This window comes from Acidianus ambivalens (genome assembly GCF_009729015.1).
Taxonomy (GTDB): Archaea; Thermoproteota; Thermoprotei_A; order Sulfolobales; family Sulfolobaceae; genus Acidianus; species Acidianus ambivalens.
In genome coordinates this window covers 2075986-2093730 of the sequence record NZ_CP045482.1, presented here as the reverse complement: position 1 = coordinate 2093730, position 17745 = coordinate 2075986, and the positions used below count along the sequence as shown (strand labels likewise).

Below are 17745 nucleotides of genomic sequence, written 5' to 3'. Positions count from 1 at the left end.
TCTACTCCTCCTTTAATTCTGCATATTTATTTTTAAGTGTCTCTTTCTCTAAATTATAAATAATATTTATTCCCTTCATTGCTAATTCCATTCCTTGTCTAAATTCCTCTGGGGTCATGTTTCCATTAAGCTGTAAAAGATTTATTTGACCAATTGAAGGCATCATAGCTACTGGCATATCTGCTTCTCCCCACATATCTTCTGGCTCATTTAAATCTAAAACTACTACACCGTCTGCTTTGCCTACTGCAACAGCAGCTATTAAATCTCTTACTGGTATTCCTGCATCAACTACAGCTAAAGAAGCTGCCATTAGAGATGCTAATCTAGTTCCTGCATCTGCTTGTAATACCTCCATGAAAACATCTATAGAAGTTCTAGGGAACTGTTCTACAAGTATTTGTGACTCTAAAGCTTCTCTTATTACTTTAGATAATTCAATTTCTCTCCTACTAGGTGCAGGATTCTTTCTTTCATCAGTAGAGAAAGGAGTCATATGATATCTTACTCTTAATACGGCTCTATTTGGCAATGCCAAATGCCTTGGATGCATTTCTCTAGGCCCATAAACTGCTGCTAAGATTTTAGTGTTACCAACTTCAACTATAGCTGATCCATCTGCGTTCTTTAATACTCCTACTTCCATTTTCATTGGTCTTAATTCGTCTGGTCTTCTTCCATCCAATCTTAACCCATTATCTAAAATTAATTTAGGCTTTTGAATTTGTAACATTTAACTCACCTTTTTTCTTTTCTATTAGTTCCTTTATCCTATCAGTTAAACCTTTAATATGAGATTCCCTTTCTATAGTTTTTATAGACAAAAATAACACTTCTTCCATATCTTTAGATGGGCAATTAGCCCATATACGACCGTTCTGAGCAACTATCATTTCACATCCTGTTTCTGACGTTAATAATTCATACATACTCTTATTCTTACCTATTACTCTTGGGACCTTTACTGGCATTATATCTATTATTTTACCATTATTCAATCTTCCTAATCCTTTTCCTTTTACAGTTAATACTGGATTTATTGTCCTATCAAAACTTTCTACTCTAGCTATTACATAATCTCCAATATCAAGATATTTTCTTAAATCTTCGCCTATATTGACTGGTCTTCCCAATAGAGAGAGTGCAGGCAAATATGCTGAATAGGGGGCTTTAATGTCAACTATCCACCCATATAATTCTACATCTTCTATAAGCCCTATTACTGTATCTCCTACTTTTGGATAGTAATGAGATCCTTCAAGTGGTATTATTTCAAAAGTAGAATCCTTAGGGTCTACTATACCTATAACTGTAGAATAATACTTATTGCCGAGCTTATAAATATATGGAGACCAAGGTATTTGAAAACTGCCTTCTGCAATTAAATCGCCGGGCACTACTATACTTCTAGATTTAAAGTAAATCTTGTTATTAGAATTTTGATTGGAATCCATTTCAAACCACTTGCAAAACTTTTACTTCAACCTCGCCTTTAGTTAATGAATTTAATTTATCAATTACTTCTTCTTGAGCACCTGCTGGTATTTCTATTTCTGCAATTAAAGTACCGTCGCTTAACCAGTTAGTTTTCTTAACACTTCCAAGATTAGACAATTGAGACTTTACCTTAGAGCTATATTTTGCTGGAACTTTTATTTCTAATGTAGCCCTAGCAACTTTTATTGGTATTATTCTTGCAAGCTCATGGATGATCTGTAATGCTTGAGATTCTACATCTCTGTTAAGATCTATTTGCACTCTAGCTTCTTCCATAGCAGCTTCTATTCTAGCAGGTGGTATAGGTAAATGCGTCTTAGGATCAATAGCATTCCTATGAATGAAATCTATTAATTGCTTCTTTTTGCTCTCCAGCATCTCTTTTCTCTGCTCAGCAGTTATCGGCATTTCTCCTTTTAACAAAATTTCCCTAGCTACTGTTTCAAAATCAGTAGTACCAAATACTTTTTTTAATGCAGAAGGAGAGGCTTTTAATCCTTTTTTTACATCCTTATAAATAGTATCAGAAATTACTACATCAGAAAGAGATATTGATTTTCCAGACCTAAAAGCCATTGCTTCTTTCGGCTTCACTAATATTTCAAATCTCTCTCCATGCGATTCATATTTTATCACTACATAATCTTGTTTCGCCATTAATTTTTTTCACCCCAACTTCTGTAAGTATTGTATCTTCTCTTCTGTGGTTAATTTTCTAAATATCCCAGTATCGGCTGAGGCATAGCCTATTTCTACATTACTTGGCCCTAACTTTTCACCTGGCTTTAGTGTAGATTTAAGTGCATTTAAAGCTAATAATATTGTATCCTCCACATTTAAATCTTCTTTATAATTTTTCTCGAGATATTCAGTAGCAGTATATCCTCCTTGACCTATAGCAACAGCTTGATATGGCATAAACTGGCCACTAGGCTCAGTCATAAATAGTTTTGTTACTCCGTTATCAACTCCACCTATTATTAATGCTACTCCAAAGGGTCTAACTCCTCCGTGTTGTGTATACATTTGCTTAACATCAGAAATTAATTTCGTTAAATAATCTACAGTTATTGGTTCATCATAAATAAGTCTATGTTGGAGTGCGGAGTTTCTTGCATAATCTATTAATACTCTGCCATCTGAAGCTAAGCCGGCAAAGCTGCAACCAACATGATCATCTAATAAAAATACCTTTTCTATGCTATCTAAATCTAATAATTGTGAAGCTTTTTTCTTTTCTCCAAGCACTACTACAGCTGACTTTGTCTTAATACCTAACGTTGTCCAACCTTTTTTCACAGCTTCAAATGCATAATCTACTTGATATAGAGAACCATCTGGAGAGAATATGGTTATTGCTCTATCGTATCCCATAGCGGCTGGTCCAAAAGCCAATTTTGATCACAGTTTTATAGACTTGAACCGGTTAATAAAAGTGTTACACATTATTCAGATCGTCGCTGGGCACATCATTTTACAGCCATCTAAGTCTTCATCATCTAATACCAATTAATCTTTTAGCCTTTTTTAAACTTCCTGTAGTTCTCTTAGGCACTATTAGTACTTTCTTGCCATCTACTGCCTTAACTAAAGGCAAAGATGCTATAACAGCTTTATATCCTGCTCTGTTAGTAGAAATTATTCCTTCATTGGTTTCATTTAAATAGATAATAACTCTAGGATTAGAAATCTCTAACCACATACTTCCAAGAAACTCTTTAACTGCAGATCTTATTGCGTCTTCTACATTTTTTGGACTGATTTTTTGATCTTCACTAATAATATAGAAAACTATATATCTTTTAGATCTAATATCCTTCTTATTTTTAATTTTTCTTATATATAAATTATTTTTAGCTAAAATTAAATAGGTCAAGATAGATAGCCATGTAATTAACACAAAGTCAATAATAATTTGAACTAACATTGTTCAAAAACACCTGAGGTGATTTAAAAACCCAATAAGTTGCCATCTCGTAATCTGCACCATGTAATATAAGATAATTAACTTTTGATAAAGGATTCCAAATTTCATTAAAATCTTTTGCACACGATGAAAATAAAATATTTCTAATCCATTTATAGCCCCATATTATATATTTATATATAATGTATGAGGAGGAATATGGCAAAATTACCTCTATAGTCTTGTCATGAAGCCTAATTAAGTTGAGCATAGCCCTTCTCTTAAAAAGGTGAAAATTTACATTATCCACAGTTATTGCATTTACTTTATTATATGATATACATATTCGCAAAATCTCTTCTGTTAAAGGTTTACAAAATATTAACTTATTTCCAGTATAAAGCTTAATATTATTAAAAAGAGTATTCTTATCTTTAGTCACTATTGTAATCCTTGAAATTCTTGAATTAGAATCTTTACTTTCTATAAAAGCTTCATCATATCCAGCTTTTTTTAAAAAATGTTTAATCTTGAAATTGAGTATGCATGGCTCTATTAGCAATTTTATTCAATTCCTCCTTAACTCTCTTTGGACCACCAACAGAACTTATTATTATTTTTATAATATCGTCACCATCTCTAAGATAAAGCTTTCCTTCGGCTATGAACTTTTGCTTATCAATTCTTATGTGTATTTTACTTTTCTCAAGCCTAGAATCTATCGTAGAAACTAAATATAATAGATCTGCCTTATCTAATTTGGAAAATAAATAATCGACAATTTTTTCTGAGATTTTGCCTTGAAAATCATATTTTATTAGAGTAATTTTGTCTCCATAATGACCTTCAGTAGAATTCTCTGATATATTAGCATACTTTAAAAAATCTTGAAGAAAAGAATTCAAAGCATTTTTAATTTTTTCCACATTTTCAGTCTCATGAGAAAATATTTGAAAAGAAACGCTAGTTACTTTCATCCCTTACCAGGTATTCTATCATAATTTTGTAGTCTATAATACTTATTGGCTTCATGTCTCTTCTTTGCTTCTCTTTCCTTCTGCTTCTTGACAAACTTATGTCTTACAGTATACTTTAATCCTCTACTCTTTAATAATCCTCTAGCTTTCTTACCCGCAGCAGTTAATCCTCTAAATACTCTTCTTCTATTAGCAGGATCTTGTAACCACTTTAAGTTTGGATCGTTCTTTATAACTGGATGCGCAGGATCTACCAAAATAACCTCATAATACTTATAAAGACCGTCATCTCCCACAAAGTAACTACCGAGAACTTCTAAGTTCGGATATCTTCTAGCAGCCTTTTCTTCCGCTATCCACCTATAGCCTTTTGATGGTGAAAACCCGTATACGCCCATTCTTTTCTGTCTTCTACCTTTATTAGGTCTAGGTTTATTTAATCCTCCTTTCCTAACTCTTACTCTGACTACGACAAATCCTTGCTTAGCTTTATATCCAATAGCTCTTGCTCTATCTAGTCTAGTAGGTTTCTCTATTCTTACAACTGTGTTTTCTTCATTTCTCCACTCTATCATTCTCTTCCTTAATACACTCTTCTTCCATTCCTCATCTTGCCAAACTTTTGCTAAATAATGATACATGGATAATGCCATTATCTTCTCCTACTTCAAAATAGAATAACTAATTAAAAAGAGTGATGCCTATCTTATTAGGAGGAAAATGCATGATTACAGTAGGCCTTATTGGAAAGACAAATGTTGGTAAGAGTACTTTCTTCTCAGCAGCAACATTAGTAGACGTGGAAATTGCAAATAGGCCTTTTGTTACAATAGAACCTAATGTAGGAATGGCATACGTTAAAACATTGTGCGTTCATAATGAATTCAAAGTTAAATGCAATCCAAGAAATTCAATATGTATAGGAGATTATAGGTTTATCCCAATAAAATTGGTAGATGTAGCAGGACTAATACCTGGAGCACATGAAGGAAGAGGATTGGGAAACAAATTTTTAGACGATTTAAGGAAAGCAGACGTATTAATTCACGTAATAGATGCGAGCGGATCTACTAATGAGGAAGGAGTTCCAGTAGAGCCAGGCAGTAGAGATCCAGAAGAAGATATAAAATTTGTGGAAGACGAGATAAATGAATGGTTTATCTCAATTATCAAAAAAGACTGGGAAAAATTCGCTAGGGTAACAGATCTAGGAAATAAAGATCCAATAGACGCATTACTTAGTAAGCTTTCAGGATTATCTATAAATAGAGAACAAATAATTCAAAGTTTAAAGGAGAGTAAATTAGAAAATGTAAAATTTATGCAGTGGAGTGAAGAAGACATAAGAAGATTCGGGATTACTTTAAGACAAATTTCGAAACCTATTGTAATAGCCGCAAATAAAGATGATATACCTATAGCTAGAAAAAATATAGATAGACTAAAAGAAAAATACAAGTTTCTTATTCCTACTAGTGCAGAGGCAGAATTAGCGTTAAGAAAAGCCGCTAAAAATGGACTAATAGATTATATCCCTGGAGAAAAAGAATTTAAAATAAAGAGTAACAATTTGCCTGAAAAACAACGTAAAGCGTTGGATTATATAAAAACTAACGTACTAGACGTTTATGGAAATACTGGAGTTCAACAAGCTATAAATGAGGCTGTATTTGGAGCTTTAAACATGATTACTGTATTCCCAGTTGAAGATGAGAGAAAATTAACAGATAGAAACGGTAATGTATTACCAGACGCTATCCTAATTAAGAGAGGATCTACACCTAAGGACTTGGCATCAGTAATACATAGTGACCTAGCTAAAGGATTTTTATATGCAATAGACGCAAGAAAGAAAATTAGAGTTGGAGAAAATTACCAATTACAAGATAGAGACGTAATCAAGATAGTCTCAAGCTTGGCCCACGGCTAGCCTTTATAAAATTCTCCCTTTTTGACGTCTCTATTAACTACGGCGCCAGGATATATTTTTGCATATGCTCCTATTTTAACTCCAGGTAAAATAGATACATTTATTCCAGTCCTAACATGAGCTCCTATAAAAGTTCCTAACTTCTTTCTTCCAGATGAAACTCTCTCACCTTTTATAAAAACCTTAACTTCTGCCTCATCAAACCTTAAATTAGCTACTAAAGTACCTGCACCAAAATTAACATCTTCAGAAATAACACTATCACCTACGTAACTTAAATGTGGAACTTTTGTATTTTCCATTATTACTGATTCTTTTACCTCTACTGATGCTCCTATCTTATTATTTCCACATAAAACTGTATAAGGTCTTAGATAACTATTAGGACCAATTATCGAATTTTTTCCTATAAAAACTGGACCTTCTATATATGTACCATGAAGAACTCTTGCACCTTCTTCAATTATAACTTTACCTTTAATTTTTACTCCATCCTCAACCTCTCCTAGAATTCTAGGCTTTTCTATATCTAAAAGCACCTTGTTAGCATCGATTATATCCCAAGGTTTTCCAATATCCATCCACAATCCATCATATTTTATTATTTCTATTTTATTTTCGATAGAAAATAAATTTATTGCGTCTGTTAGCTCATATTCACCCCTAATAGATTTAGAAATTTTATCTATATACTCAAATATTTTACTACTTAACTTATAAATTCCACCGTTTATCAAATTGGATGGAGGGTTCTGGGGTTTTTCCAAGATATTCTTCAAATAGCCGTCTTCTGAGATATTTAGCACACCAAAATCGCGTGGGTTATTTACCTTTACTCCAAGAATCGCATTATGGGCTGCTGAAGAAACTTTCTCTATGGCATTTTCATCTACAAGAATATCCCCATATATTAAGAGGAATTCTTCATCCTTAATTGCCTCTCTTACGCTCAGCAAGGCAGAAGCTGTCCCGTAATCTGTTTTTTGTTTAACTAGTTTTACATCTTTAAGCCTTGAGTAAAATTCCTTATATTCTTCGGGATAATCTGAAGGAATTACTACTAAAATTTCATTACCTATATTTCTCTCCTTAATAGAATTAATGGTTCTTTCAATTAATGTAGAACCTAAAAGTGGAACAAAAGGTTTAGGTCGAGTATGAGTAATTGGCTCTAATCTTTCTCCTTTACCCGCTGCTAGGATTACTACTTGCAACTGTGACCTCCTGAGAAGGAGCTTCAAGTAACTTTGATTTTTCTATCTCAACTTTTCTTAATGGAGCTATTTTCTTAGCTTCATTAAATATATCATTAGCCAGTTTTCCAAACACCATATCTTGAATAAATTCGTCAAAAGTGCGTCCCTCTGCGTCTTTCTTTATTAGATCTTCCATAATTTTTCTTATTGCAGTCCTTTGTTCTCTGTGTACTCTATAGGTAGTTAAAGCAAGACCTTTAACTCGTAATAAATAACCGTCCTTAGTTCTTACATCAGTAATTTCATTAATTTTAGAGCTTTTTCTTCTAACTAAAGACCTAACATAATCCCTGGACAATTCATGTCCATAAAAGCTAGTTATTAGTTTATCACCATCGTGAGATACTACCTTGAAATAAAGATGTATATAAACCATACTAAAATCTCCAGTTAAGTCATAAAGCGTAGTTTCTACTTTCCTACCTATAGTATAAGATACATCAAATGCTGGCGTAGATCCTAATACAACTTCTCCAAATACTTTAGGAGCTAATATAGTATACCATTTTTTTAACTTCCATTTATCTCTAATTGCACTTGTGGATTTTGACGACATTTATAAAAACATTAATACTTGGGTATATAAGATCATTCTTTATCCTCATGCAAAATTCTTGTATAAAGTCTCCTAAGAAATTTTATTACCGTTCTTGCTTCTTCTTCATCATTTATCCCTTTAATTAAGGCTCTTTTCAATGCAATATACAAAACATAATCTTCTTCACTCCTTTTTATTAGATCATATAGAATTTTTGAGTATTTATCTAAGAGGTCTATAGACTCCTTAGTTATTTTAGGTTTGATCTCATGCTTTGCCTTCCATATCTCATATAAAGCAATACCGACTGCATGTGATAGATTAAGGGTAGGATAATTAGGGTTAGCCGGTATAAAAAGAAGGAAGTCCGCTTTACTTATTTCTTCTCTCGTTAACCCAACACTTTCTCTACCAAAAATCAACGCTACCTTTTCTGATTTCATTACACTTGGTAATTCCCAAGGAAATACTGCTTTCCTTAAAATGTCTCCTTTATTGTTAGCAATACTGGAAGTTGCTATCTTTATCTCTACATCTTTTAGTGCATCATCATAGTTATCTACTATCTTAGCGTTACGCAAAATACTCTCTCCTTTCGCAGAAAATTTTATTGCAGAATTAATATCACATTTTGGTCTTACGATAAATAATTCGTCCACTTCAAAATTTTTACATAATCTAGCTACAAAACCTACATTATACTCTCCTTCAGGCTCAACTAATACTACCCTCAGCATTAAGCTCTAATGCTATAAGCCTTTCAAAGCCAAAAGTTTTTTCTATTTTCCTATTAATTACCATTTTCCTTTTTCTAATAGCCTCTAATATTTTATCTTCATTAGACAGAGAAGAATACAATATGTATAATCTTCTAGCAGATATTGTGTTAATAAAATCAACTAAAACCTCAGATCCAGATTTGCCTCCAGACCAGCTATATTTTATCCAATCATCGTACTCTTCAAAAGGCAAATATGGTGGATTAAATATACCAACGTCAAATGTTATATTTCTTAAGCACGTTAACATGTCACAGTTAATAACATCTATATCAAGGTTATTAAGCTTAGAACTACATAACGTAGCTAAAGACGCGAAAGGATTAATATCGATGGAATACACTTTTCCACCCATTTTAGCTGAAATTATACTAAGTATACCAGATCCAGAACCAATTTCTATAACTTTTTCTCCTTTCTTAATTTTAACAATTGAAAGCAGAAATTCGGTATCTTCTGCAGGCTCATAAACTTCGTCGTTTATACATAATTTAATCCCATTAAATTCAATAGTTCTATAACTTGACATGGTTTAAACTCCCTCACGCGCTTTTCGCTATTAGATGTAAAGCCGCAATATTCTCCTACGTTTTTTAATTTCTTATTCCTAAATCTGCTAACACATTTTAAATACTCGTCTACTTTTGCATTATATGCCCTTTTCCTCATAAAAGTTACTATAATTGAATAAACCTTAGGGCTTGGTGTAAAAGCTGAAGGAGGAATAACCTCGTGAGTTTTAATATCAAAAATATAGTTAAGTAAGAAAGAAATATAAGTAGCATAATTTAATATTTTATCTATAAAATCTTTTTGTAAGATTAAAACTAAACTGATTACTTGATCCAGTTTACTTACTTCCAAGAAAAAATCTTCAGTAATAGAATAAGGTAAGGAGGAGACTATCTGACCTCTCTTTATAGGTAAAAATCTCGCATCTGCGATAATAAGGTTATAAGTTCTAAGATATTTAATGAATTTATCATCAATCTCTATGCATAAATCAGGATTAATAACCTTAGAAATATTACCTTTACCGCATCCAACTTCAACAATTGGCTTTATATCATTTTTTACATAGGATGAAAATTTAGAAACAAAAAACTTATTAACCAAAAAATTTTGTGAAAGTTTCATTTTAACTTCTCCAAATATCCAACGTAAATAATCTCTTGCTGTTGCGCAGCTTGAGGCTTTTTATGATCTATAGGATAAGCAAATAAATAATACTTGTCCTTTCTCTCTATTTCGATAAGAATTCTCTCGGCTATTATATCAATAATATTCTTTATTCCAGTTCTATTCTCAATATCCTTAAATGATTCGAAAGGCTTCTTTTTTCTCTCTTCTAAAATTTCCCTTAAAGTTTTCTTACCAATCCCAGGTAAAAGTTCTAATGCATGGAGCTTAAGAGTTAAAGGCTCAGATTTATTAAAGAATTCTACAAACAACTTCTCTTTTTCTTCAATTATTTTTTTGATAACCCTATTTAAAGTATCTTTAGCTACTGAAGTTAAATCATCATAGGAAATTATAAAATCTACCTTTACGCCGAAGGAAGGATCTTCTAAGTCCACTTTCTCTTCAATTTGCAATTCCTTAATTGTAGAAGCTTCCATTAACATGAAATAATCTGTGCCAAGCAATTGAGCAAAAGGCCTATTTTTATGAATTTTATGCTTATCTAAAGGATTGCCTTCTCTCAGATAATCTAAAACGTACGCGAACTTTTCCCTTCTTTCAACTCTTCTTTCTCCTTTCCTCTCATAAGGTCTTCTATTCTCAGCCATCATTCCACTATAATCAATTACGCTTAGCTTAATAAAAAATATCAACCTTTTTGAAGATACTTCTTAACAAGTTCTACAATTTTCTCTAGAATTTCTTGGCCATAATTCTTGCTATCAGATGCCAAAATACTTCTTACTTCATCTACTGTAGTTGGGCATATACTGGCTATGACAGCACGTATTTCTTCTTTTTCCACTATTTGAGCTAATTCTTCCATAAGTTTATTGGCATCTTCGTCACTACATTTAGTTATTGAATTAAGATATTCATATGTTCTTTGTAAGATACTCGAGTTATTGCCATTTCTGATTAGTTCATATACATACTTCTTAGCTACTGAATATGGAATATAATGCTCCTCCTCTATAATAACTGAGGACAATCTACCTCACTGCTTAAATAATCTAAGATGCTCTGGTCTCACAATTATCAATTTTTCCTTGTTACCAACGCGTAATTTTAGCTCGTAAGCTCTACCTCTCTTACCTACAACCTCTGCAACTCTCCCTTGAAACCTTCTATGCGGCATTCCATTATGGATTGCAGAATTTATTTTAATAATTACCTTATCTCCAGGCTTATAATCATACATTAATGAACTTAAGGATGGAATTGCCCCTCTTTCTCTAGGAGATTTCTTCAAAAGATTTCTCGACCTGGTTCTGTTACCCTTAGAGTGAGATACCATAATCTTACCCAAAATAGCATAAACATACCTATAATTAAATTTTTGGCCAGTCTTATAAGCAAAGAGTCTCGAATTCTTGAAAACATGCAAAAGGACAAAATTATGTGCATATAATATGTATCAATATTTAATTTATGAAATAAATATTAAAAATTTAGGAAGAAAGAAGATTAAATTAAACACTAATTAGCTTCTTAGATACCTTCTATAAAGATTATGGAAAAACATTTAAGTTGTACATTCTAATTTCTACTTACGTGCGGGGGTGCCCGAGCATGGTCAAAGGGGGCGGACTTAAGATGCCACCCGCCAGATAAGATATCCGCTGGCGAAGGCCTGCGTGGGTCCGAATCCCACCCCCCGCATGTTTATTTTCATTAATATTGATTATTTATATGGCTTAATACATTATACATTTTTAACTAAAACGAAGTCATAATTAACTAATATTGCAAACAATAAACAATACAATTTTAATACTTCTTATTAATATTATATAAAAAATTAATACTTTTATTTCATTTTTTAATTATATTAGTTTAACTTTAATCAGCGCTGGCTGAGAGTCCCAATCATTTTTCATTGGTCGGGACTCTCATCATAATAAGTGCGGGGAGCGGGATTTGAACCCGCGAAGGCCTTCGCCAGTAGGGCCTGAGCCTACCCCCTTCGTCCTGGCTCGGGCATCCCCGCAATACGCCGGGGGCGGGATTTGAACCCGCGTGTCCTTTCGGACAGTAGGTCGCTCGCTTTTAGCTGGAAATGGTCTCGAGCCTACCCCCTTAGTCCGCTCGGGCACCCCGGCAAATATAAAATTAGAAATTAAGGCTTAAAAATCAAGCTGGAACATATATTGGATTCTCTTCCGTCGATACTCTTTTTTCATTTGCAAGATATTGCCTTATATCTTTTGGCATATTAAATATCATTGAATGAGTTTCTCCATCATAAAATCTAAGCTCACCTTCTATCCTGTCTTTAATTCTCTTGTTAACTTGCTCTTTAGTTAAAGATATTGGATTTACATAGTCTGAGGCGTAGACAAATCCCCATAATCCGTCAAACGCCGGAACATAAACTATTGATGCAGACACTAGCTTAAACACTTGCCTAAGCGTATTGAAAATTGTTGAGAAAACGCATAAAGAGAATGATGGAGAAGTTGCTTGGGTTACCATTGCTCCTCCTTTGTTTAATCTTGATTTTATCTTTTCGTAAAATTCCTTTGTATATAACTTATATGAAGTATTACCCTTTATGGGATCAGTCAAATCTAGAATTATCGCATCATAACTTTCGGTAGTTTTCTCAATATAATCCTTTGCGTCAGATATTATAATTCTGCTTCTTTTATCGTCAAAAGACCCTCTATGCCATTCGGTTAAGTATTGTTTAGCAAAATCTATAACCGCTTGATCTATATCTACCATTGTAGCCTTTTTGACGGTCTTATGCTTTAATACTTCCCTAAGTGTTGCTCCTTCTCCTCCGCCTAGAATTAACACATTTTCTGGATTTTCAACACTAAGCATAAGTGGATGAACTAAAGTTTCATGATATATGTACTCGTCAGCTACACTAGACTGAATCTTACCATCTATTATTAATACCTTGCCAAATCTTGCAAGCTCTGCTACCATAACTCTTTGATATTGTGTCTTTAAATCAACAATTACTCTATTTATTAAATGCCCGTGAAATTCACAAGGACTTTGCCACTCTAAATGCCAACTCCAGCCAAACTGACTCATTTAAACTAACCTTACTCCATTAACCTTCTTATTCTGCCAGCTATATCTCCTTATTCTCTTAGATCTGCCAAATCCGCATGCTGCACAATAATGCTTCCTTGGGTTGTATGCATTTCTTCCGCATCTTCTGCATCTAATATGTGTAGCACCTTTATTCATTTTACCAAATGATGGTGTCCCTTTCATTTTCAATCACACTTATGCTTGTTGTATTGGGGATATAAGAATTACGTTATCTCCTCTAATTACTATAGTACCAATCTTCTTTCCGCTACCATCACTTTGTATTTCCTCGGAATCTGATAGTACCAAGTTCATATGTTGGTCATAGCTTTTTAATAGTCCTCTTACCTCTTTGTTTCCTTTTAATTTAACTAATACTAAGCTACCTAATGATTCTGCAAGCACCTTATGTGCGGTTTCTGCCAAAATATCACCTTAAATGATTTTGAAGCAAAAGGAGTTTAAAATCTATCTTTCACGAAGAAGGAAGTCCCGCCGCGGGGAATTGAACCCCGGACCACCCGGTAACTGCCCCCTATCTACAGCCGGGCGCTCTAAACCGGGCTGAGCTACGGCGGGTCTTCGATTTATGTTTTTACTTTAAGGATTAAAAAAGTTATTTTAATGAAAGCTTAATCGTTTTACCCGTTTTTTCTTACACGCATATAGGCCTTTCTCTAAACAAGTATTGTTGTAATTTTTACCCTTTACATCACATTTGAAGTCAAAATTTTACGAGTCACAATCCTTGATACGAGACGATAAAATGTAGGAAAGTAACGTCGTTATAAATTCGGTGACTATATCTTGAGGGAAAGAAAAGGTCGGTATCATGTTTACAAATTAGAGAATGTGAACGGTGAAGCGAAAGAGCGTTAAGTCGCCCCTTAACTGACGTAGCTGAAACTTACGAAAAATTGAAATTAGGATTGAGAGTGTGGGGATATCCCCTACAGTGGGCCCGCTGGGATTTGAACCCAGGATTTCTGCCTCGTAAGGGCAGCGTCCTAACCAGGCTAGACTACGGGCCCATTTTTTATTTTGGCTTAACGCTCTTTAAAGTTTTTTCCTCGTATTAAAGAAGCGTATACAAGAGTATAGCAACTTCTGCTTCTGGTCCTAGATCCCCTGATAATTTAGGAATTTTTACATAATTACCTAAAGATTGCTCTATTTTTGTAAATCCACTCTCTATACCAGAGAATATTATTAATATTTGATTAGAATCTTTTTTATTTCTTATATCTTCAATATTTATTTCGTCTCTGGCACTAGAAGATACTAAATACACTAAACTGGGTTTTAATAATTCTATTGAATCTTTCAAATCAGGTAAAATTAAAAGGGATTTATTAAGTTTAAAGGCTAATTTTCCTACTTCTGGAATTCCTACTTGTGCTGCAGTTCCACTAGCTTTAGTTACAACTAATTTCTCCACGCCAAGATTAAAAACTATTTTTGCAAAGTCTATTAATCTTTGTGAACTTGTAATATTATGCAAACCAACTATAATATTCTTCACGTATTTTCACCTTAATATATGATGCAATAGCAGTTGATAAGGCTACTGGAACTGCTTCGCCTATTTGATTATACTGTTCATCTTTACTTCCTATAAAGACATGATCGTCCGGATAGCCCATTAATCTAGCTTGTTCTCTTACTGTTAAGAATCTATCATGATAAGGATGAATAAATCTTGAATTTCCTAAAACTGTTGGTGCTAGGTCAAAAGGATCTAGCCTAATATAAAGCGGAATTTCTTTCTTACTTCCCCTATACATTGTTAAATAATCACCAAAGCTTAATTTACTTATTTTTAGCATCTTTTTCTCAGAAATCTCATGAATCTCGTTATTTGGAACGTCTGTTCTCCCATCTAAATCTGATATTGCGTCATGAACTGTGACCTTTTTAGCTAATTTTGGTGGGTTTATTTTTATGTTAGAGATAAATACTCTTAACCTTCTAGAGGGATTACCGTAATCTTCTGCCCTTAGAAAATTAAAATAAATTCGATTATATCCCATTTTTGAAAATTCAAGCACCAACGCATCTTTTAATTCCTTGGTCTCAACTATTGCAGGAACGTTTTCCATTACGAAAATTTTAGGTTTTAATTCTCCTACAAGTCTTATAAATTCCAGCGTTAAAGAACCCCTTTCATCTAAGTATAATCTATCTACCGGATTTTTTAGTCTAGATGGATTAGCTGCAGTAAATCCTTCGCATGGAGGACTTCCTATCAAAATGTCTGGACTTGAACCTAAAATATCTATTATTTCTTCTCCAGTAACATTTCTTATATCTTCTTCTAGAACAACTGTCGAAGGAAAATTCTGAGCATATGTCCTAGCTGCTGCATGATTTATATCTATAGCCAAGGCTATATTAAATCCTTGATTTTTAAACCCTAAAGAGAATCCTCCTGCTCCAGAAAATAAGTCAACTACTTTTAGCTCCAAGTTTAGTCTCTTTATCAATCTCTTCTTGTAACTCATTAATTTTTTTCTCTAATACTTGTCTTACTTTGCTGGAATCATAATATATTAATTGAGATCCGCATTTTGGGCATTTAAACTCGTTTTCAAACGCTTCATCAAAGGTATATTTACTTTTATCTTCTGGACACATATAAAATTCATTATTAGATTCATACTCCAATCTTGCCTTTAATTTTTCTAAAATTTCTCTTTTTCTATTTAATAGTATTTCATTAATTTGCTCAGTATTAACTTTCCAATAGTATATATACCAGCCTGTATCCTTATCTCTACTTTTACGATAACTAACAAGCCCTTGATCTGCTAATGCATAGAGCTTTTTTCTTATCTCATTAACTTTTATACCCAGCTCATTAGCTATTTCATCATCGGTCATTTCAGTCTTTTTATTTAAGAGAAATTCTAACAGTTCTGTATATTCTTCTCCTAATAAGCTCTTAGCTAAATTTAGTATAAGCTCATCTACGTTACTAGTCAATTGTACTCGCCTACCTATATATTATTCTTCTAGACGTTTTTATAGATTACCTATGTAATTTCTCTTTTTTTCCTGATTATAATACATTAATAAACTTTCTGCTATTTTTGTCTTTAAATTAGACAAATTATACAAAGTTTTAGCAGAAAATGGAATTATGCCAATAATAGGAGAATATATTTCGTTACTAATTTTATATATTAAGTCTGAGCGCCTATCTATCTCTTCATAAGGTATTTTATCTGTTTTATTTGCCACTATTAGTATAGGTTTTCCAGAGATTCCTAATTCTCTTAAAGTTGAAAATGAAGACTTTAGCATTTCAAGGATTAATGTATCTTCGAGGGATATGTCTACTACTAGAAGTATAATATCTGCGTATTTAATTTCTGATAGAGTAACAAAGAATGCTTCAATAATTTGAGGAGGAATTCCTCTAATAAAACCTACAGTATCAACTAGCATTAACTTTTGCCCGTTTATAGAGATTTTAAATCTTTTAGGGGCAGTAGTTGTAAACATTGAGGAATCCACTTTCTGGTGGAGACCAGTTAGTATATTAAATATTGAAGTCTTTCCGGCGTTTGTGTAACCAGTAATAGCTACAGTTGGTATACCGTTACTTTCATGTTGCTTTACTTGAGATTCCCTCAATTCCTTTATATGCATTAGTTCTTTTGAGATTTTTGCAATTTTTCTATGATAAAGTCTAAGTATTGACTCTACTCCATAAACTCCTGCTCCTAATAGACCTTGTTGCTCAGATATTTTATGCTTTTTATAAACATCTTTAATTATAGGTAATTCATACTTTAATTTAGCTAGCTCAATTTGTAACTGGGCTTCCTTTGATCCGGCATGCAAAGCAAAAATTTCCAATAGTAATAAAAGTTTATCCAAAATTTTCATCTTTCCTCCTAATTCTTTATTTAAATTGATAAAATGTCTAGGCTTTAAGAGATCAAATACTATTATAGCATCAATATTCTCGTTTTTTAGTTTATTTAACTTATCTTCTTGAATATAATATGATGGATTGGGCTTTTTTGGAAGTTTATATATACTAACAATTTCATATCCTGCAGTTTCAGACAATGTTTTAGCTTCATCCAGATACTCCTCTGATGAAAACAGAATTGCTTTCATTTCTTTTCCCTTATATTTACTATATCTCCTAAAGTAAGTTCAAAGCTCTTCTCTCCTCTCTGTGTTTCCTCGTTTGACACTGTATACAGTAATTTCACTGATAATATCTTTTCTAATTCCTTTGCTTGCTCTATTGTAGGCTTTAATTTGCCTTGTTCAAATCTTTTTATTATATTTTCAGAAACTTTCATTTTATCTGCCAATTGCTTAGTAGTAAGGCCTAAACGCTCTCTTGCACTTTTAATTACTTTATAGCAATCATCAACTACTTCAACTTCTATTTCTGGATTTTTATTATTGATATTTTGACTCTGTTGCTTTATTATCTGCGCTTTTTTAGGTTTTTCTTCATAAATTTTAGCAGATTTTTTAATCTTTGAATAACATACTTCACAAACGGTTATTATACTACCCTCGTAGACTACCGTAAAACCTTTTCCACGTATTGGCATGCCGCACATTTCACAGTATTTTTGGGGTTGTTTCTGAATACTCACAAGT

At 32.9% G+C, this 17745-nt stretch carries 26 protein-coding genes and 5 tRNA genes; 3 read left to right on the top strand and 28 right to left on the bottom strand.

All coding sequences use genetic code 11. From position 1 onward, the window contains the following. Position 1 precedes the first annotated feature (1 nt). The 8 genes from rrp41 to D1866_RS11985 all read right to left on the bottom strand — a co-directional run bounded on the left by rrp41 (position 2) and on the right by D1866_RS11985 (position 5033). Entirely contained in the window at positions 2-733 is a 732-nt protein-coding gene (gene rrp41, locus D1866_RS12020) for an exosome complex exonuclease Rrp41 (RefSeq protein WP_013775633.1), read from the bottom strand. Then, positions 711-1454, bottom strand: a complete 744-nt coding sequence (gene rrp4 / locus D1866_RS12015) for an exosome complex RNA-binding protein Rrp4 (RefSeq protein ID WP_152940153.1) — start codon at positions 1452-1454, stop codon at positions 711-713. Before rrp4 ends, rrp41 begins: the two co-directional genes overlap by 23 nt. Before the next feature lies 1 nt (position 1455). Next, on the bottom strand, positions 1456-2154 hold the full coding sequence (locus D1866_RS12010) for a ribosome assembly factor SBDS (protein WP_152940151.1): 699 nt from the start codon (positions 2152-2154) through the stop codon (positions 1456-1458). 9 nt (positions 2155-2163) lie between these two features. Then, the gene (gene psmA, locus D1866_RS12005) at positions 2164-2892 is read right to left on the bottom strand and encodes an archaeal proteasome endopeptidase complex subunit alpha (RefSeq protein WP_048054566.1); all 729 of its coding nucleotides are present in this window, start codon (positions 2890-2892) and stop codon (positions 2164-2166) included. Between the two features lie 100 nt (positions 2893-2992). Continuing rightward, the gene (locus D1866_RS12000) at positions 2993-3424 is read right to left on the bottom strand and encodes an Rpp14/Pop5 family protein (protein ID WP_152940149.1); all 432 of its coding nucleotides are present in this window, start codon (positions 3422-3424) and stop codon (positions 2993-2995) included. Beyond that, on the bottom strand, positions 3402-3965 hold the full coding sequence (locus tag D1866_RS11995) for a PHP domain-containing protein (RefSeq protein ID WP_152940147.1): 564 nt from the start codon (positions 3963-3965) through the stop codon (positions 3402-3404). The genes D1866_RS12000 and D1866_RS11995 overlap by 23 nt, the downstream gene beginning before the upstream one ends. Beyond that, entirely contained in the window at positions 3928-4380 is a 453-nt protein-coding gene (locus tag D1866_RS11990) for an RNA-binding domain-containing protein (protein WP_152940145.1), read from the bottom strand. The genes D1866_RS11995 and D1866_RS11990 overlap by 38 nt, the downstream gene beginning before the upstream one ends. Continuing rightward, positions 4377-5033, bottom strand: coding sequence for a 50S ribosomal protein L15e (locus tag D1866_RS11985; protein ID WP_013775626.1), 657 nt, complete (start codon positions 5031-5033; stop codon positions 4377-4379). The genes D1866_RS11990 and D1866_RS11985 overlap by 4 nt, the downstream gene beginning before the upstream one ends. Before the next feature lie 71 nt (positions 5034-5104). Here D1866_RS11985 and D1866_RS11980 point away from each other — a divergent pair, with 71 nt between their 5' ends. Next, positions 5105-6310, top strand: coding sequence for a redox-regulated ATPase YchF (locus tag D1866_RS11980; RefSeq protein WP_152940143.1), 1206 nt, complete (start codon positions 5105-5107; stop codon positions 6308-6310). On the opposite strand, the gene spn is transcribed toward D1866_RS11980, so the two are convergent. Genes spn through D1866_RS11940 form a run of 8 tightly spaced genes read right to left on the bottom strand, consistent with a single transcriptional unit; the run spans position 6307 to position 11362 of the window. After that, on the bottom strand, positions 6307-7524 hold the full coding sequence (gene spn / locus D1866_RS11975; RefSeq protein WP_152940141.1) for a bifunctional sugar-1-phosphate nucleotidylyltransferase/acetyltransferase: 1218 nt from the start codon (positions 7522-7524) through the stop codon (positions 6307-6309). The genes D1866_RS11980 and spn overlap by 4 nt on opposite strands. After that, positions 7496-8122: a 30S ribosomal protein S3ae gene (locus tag D1866_RS11970; protein ID WP_013775623.1), complete on the bottom strand. Its 627-nt coding sequence runs from the start codon at positions 8120-8122 to the stop codon at positions 7496-7498. Before D1866_RS11970 ends, spn begins: the two co-directional genes overlap by 29 nt. A 32-nt stretch (positions 8123-8154) precedes the next feature. Continuing rightward, complete coding sequence (gene trmJ / locus D1866_RS11965; protein WP_152940139.1) at positions 8155-8841, bottom strand: tRNA (cytidine-2'-O-)-methyltransferase TrmJ; 687 nt, start codon at positions 8839-8841, stop codon at positions 8155-8157. Further along, positions 8819-9412, bottom strand: a complete 594-nt coding sequence (locus D1866_RS11960; protein ID WP_152940136.1) for a HemK2/MTQ2 family protein methyltransferase — start codon at positions 9410-9412, stop codon at positions 8819-8821. Before D1866_RS11960 ends, trmJ begins: the two co-directional genes overlap by 23 nt. Further along, the gene (locus D1866_RS11955) at positions 9364-10020 is read right to left on the bottom strand and encodes a 16S ribosomal RNA methyltransferase A (RefSeq protein WP_152940134.1); all 657 of its coding nucleotides are present in this window, start codon (positions 10018-10020) and stop codon (positions 9364-9366) included. The genes D1866_RS11960 and D1866_RS11955 overlap by 49 nt, the downstream gene beginning before the upstream one ends. Next, positions 10017-10676, bottom strand: coding sequence for a DUF655 domain-containing protein (locus tag D1866_RS11950; protein WP_152940132.1), 660 nt, complete (start codon positions 10674-10676; stop codon positions 10017-10019). Before D1866_RS11950 ends, D1866_RS11955 begins: the two co-directional genes overlap by 4 nt. A gap of 38 nt (positions 10677-10714) precedes the next feature. Next, a complete protein-coding gene (locus D1866_RS11945) occupies positions 10715-11056 on the bottom strand; it encodes a DNA-directed RNA polymerase subunit F (protein WP_152940121.1) in 342 nt (113 codons plus the stop codon). A gap of 6 nt (positions 11057-11062) precedes the next feature. Further along, on the bottom strand, positions 11063-11362 hold the full coding sequence (locus tag D1866_RS11940; protein ID WP_152940119.1) for a 50S ribosomal protein L21e: 300 nt from the start codon (positions 11360-11362) through the stop codon (positions 11063-11065). A 259-nt stretch (positions 11363-11621) separates the two neighbouring features. On the opposite strand from D1866_RS11940, the gene D1866_RS11935 reads away from it, so the two are divergent. After that, a tRNA-Leu gene (locus D1866_RS11935) sits at positions 11622-11727 on the top strand. 243 nt (positions 11728-11970) lie between these two features. Here the strand turns inward: D1866_RS11935 and D1866_RS11930 are convergent. From D1866_RS11930 to D1866_RS11905, 6 genes are all read right to left on the bottom strand, one after another. Beyond that, positions 11971-12055, bottom strand: a tRNA-Leu gene (locus D1866_RS11930). A 4-nt stretch (positions 12056-12059) separates the two neighbouring features. After that, positions 12060-12167: transfer RNA gene (locus tag D1866_RS11925), tRNA-Ser, on the bottom strand. A gap of 31 nt (positions 12168-12198) precedes the next feature. Beyond that, entirely contained in the window at positions 12199-13113 is a 915-nt protein-coding gene (speE, locus tag D1866_RS11920; RefSeq protein WP_152940117.1) for a polyamine aminopropyltransferase, read from the bottom strand. Beyond that, on the bottom strand, positions 13114-13299 hold the full coding sequence (locus D1866_RS11915; protein WP_013775615.1) for a 50S ribosomal protein L37e: 186 nt from the start codon (positions 13297-13299) through the stop codon (positions 13114-13116). It lies immediately after the preceding gene. A gap of 12 nt (positions 13300-13311) precedes the next feature. Then, the gene (locus D1866_RS11910) at positions 13312-13542 is read right to left on the bottom strand and encodes an LSM domain-containing protein (protein WP_013775614.1); all 231 of its coding nucleotides are present in this window, start codon (positions 13540-13542) and stop codon (positions 13312-13314) included. A 64-nt stretch (positions 13543-13606) separates the two neighbouring features. Then, a tRNA-Tyr gene (locus D1866_RS11905) sits at positions 13607-13695 on the bottom strand. 228 nt (positions 13696-13923) lie between these two features. On the opposite strand from D1866_RS11905, the gene D1866_RS13860 reads away from it, so the two are divergent. Further along, the gene (locus D1866_RS13860; protein WP_420809239.1) at positions 13924-13995 is read left to right on the top strand and encodes a putative integrase; all 72 of its coding nucleotides are present in this window, start codon (positions 13924-13926) and stop codon (positions 13993-13995) included. 77 nt (positions 13996-14072) lie between these two features. Here the strand turns inward: D1866_RS13860 and D1866_RS11895 are convergent. From D1866_RS11895 to D1866_RS11870, 6 genes are all read right to left on the bottom strand, one after another. Continuing rightward, positions 14073-14147, bottom strand: a tRNA-Val gene (locus D1866_RS11895). Positions 14148-14191: 44 nt separating this feature from the next. Then, positions 14192-14638 (bottom strand): RecB-family nuclease, encoded by a 447-nt coding sequence (locus D1866_RS11890; RefSeq protein ID WP_155861179.1) that lies wholly within the window; start codon positions 14636-14638, stop codon positions 14192-14194. Continuing rightward, a complete protein-coding gene (locus D1866_RS11885; RefSeq protein ID WP_152940114.1) occupies positions 14610-15617 on the bottom strand; it encodes a DNA cytosine methyltransferase in 1008 nt (335 codons plus the stop codon). Before D1866_RS11885 ends, D1866_RS11890 begins: the two co-directional genes overlap by 29 nt. Next, on the bottom strand, positions 15562-16074 hold the full coding sequence (tfe, locus tag D1866_RS11880; RefSeq protein ID WP_048054891.1) for a transcription factor E: 513 nt from the start codon (positions 16072-16074) through the stop codon (positions 15562-15564). The genes D1866_RS11885 and tfe overlap by 56 nt, the downstream gene beginning before the upstream one ends. 63 nt (positions 16075-16137) lie before the next feature. Beyond that, positions 16138-17244, bottom strand: a complete 1107-nt coding sequence (gene hflX, locus D1866_RS11875; protein ID WP_152940112.1) for a GTPase HflX — start codon at positions 17242-17244, stop codon at positions 16138-16140. Then, positions 17241-17735, bottom strand: coding sequence for a multiprotein bridging factor aMBF1 (locus tag D1866_RS11870; RefSeq protein WP_155861239.1), 495 nt, complete (start codon positions 17733-17735; stop codon positions 17241-17243). The genes hflX and D1866_RS11870 overlap by 4 nt, the downstream gene beginning before the upstream one ends. Positions 17736-17745: the final 10 nt, after the last annotated feature.

Excerpts from the sequence above, each read along its gene's own strand:
- D1866_RS11955 (WP_152940134.1), bottom strand. The coding sequence starts at position 10,020 with ATGAAACTTTCACAAAATTTTTTGGTTAATAAGTTTTTTGTTTCTAAA.
- D1866_RS11885 (WP_152940114.1), bottom strand. The coding sequence starts at position 15,617 with ATGAGTTACAAGAAGAGATTGATAAAGAGACTAAACTTGGAGCTAAAA.
- D1866_RS11960 (WP_152940136.1), bottom strand. The coding sequence starts at position 9,412 with ATGTCAAGTTATAGAACTATTGAATTTAATGGGATTAAATTATGTATA.
- D1866_RS12010 (WP_152940151.1), bottom strand. The coding sequence starts at position 2,154 with ATGGCGAAACAAGATTATGTAGTGATAAAATATGAATCGCATGGAGAG.
- speE (WP_152940117.1), bottom strand. The coding sequence starts at position 13,113 with ATGAGTCAGTTTGGCTGGAGTTGGCATTTAGAGTGGCAAAGTCCTTGT.
- trmJ (WP_152940139.1), bottom strand. The coding sequence starts at position 8,841 with ATGCTGAGGGTAGTATTAGTTGAGCCTGAAGGAGAGTATAATGTAGGT.
- rrp41 (WP_013775633.1), bottom strand. The coding sequence starts at position 733 with ATGTTACAAATTCAAAAGCCTAAATTAATTTTAGATAATGGGTTAAGA.
- rrp4 (WP_152940153.1), bottom strand. The coding sequence starts at position 1,454 with ATGGATTCCAATCAAAATTCTAATAACAAGATTTACTTTAAATCTAGA.
- hflX (WP_152940112.1), bottom strand. The coding sequence starts at position 17,244 with ATGAAAGCAATTCTGTTTTCATCAGAGGAGTATCTGGATGAAGCTAAA.
- D1866_RS11940 (WP_152940119.1), bottom strand. The coding sequence starts at position 11,362 with ATGGTATCTCACTCTAAGGGTAACAGAACCAGGTCGAGAAATCTTTTG.
- D1866_RS11990 (WP_152940145.1), bottom strand. The coding sequence starts at position 4,380 with ATGAAAGTAACTAGCGTTTCTTTTCAAATATTTTCTCATGAGACTGAA.
- D1866_RS11915 (WP_013775615.1), bottom strand. The coding sequence starts at position 13,299 with ATGAAAGGGACACCATCATTTGGTAAAATGAATAAAGGTGCTACACAT.
- D1866_RS11985 (WP_013775626.1), bottom strand. The coding sequence starts at position 5,033 with ATGGCATTATCCATGTATCATTATTTAGCAAAAGTTTGGCAAGATGAG.
- D1866_RS12000 (WP_152940149.1), bottom strand. The coding sequence starts at position 3,424 with ATGTTAGTTCAAATTATTATTGACTTTGTGTTAATTACATGGCTATCT.
- D1866_RS11950 (WP_152940132.1), bottom strand. The coding sequence starts at position 10,676 with ATGATGGCTGAGAATAGAAGACCTTATGAGAGGAAAGGAGAAAGAAGA.
- D1866_RS11970 (WP_013775623.1), bottom strand. The coding sequence starts at position 8,122 with ATGTCGTCAAAATCCACAAGTGCAATTAGAGATAAATGGAAGTTAAAA.
- D1866_RS11980 (WP_152940143.1), top strand. The coding sequence starts at position 5,105 with ATGATTACAGTAGGCCTTATTGGAAAGACAAATGTTGGTAAGAGTACT.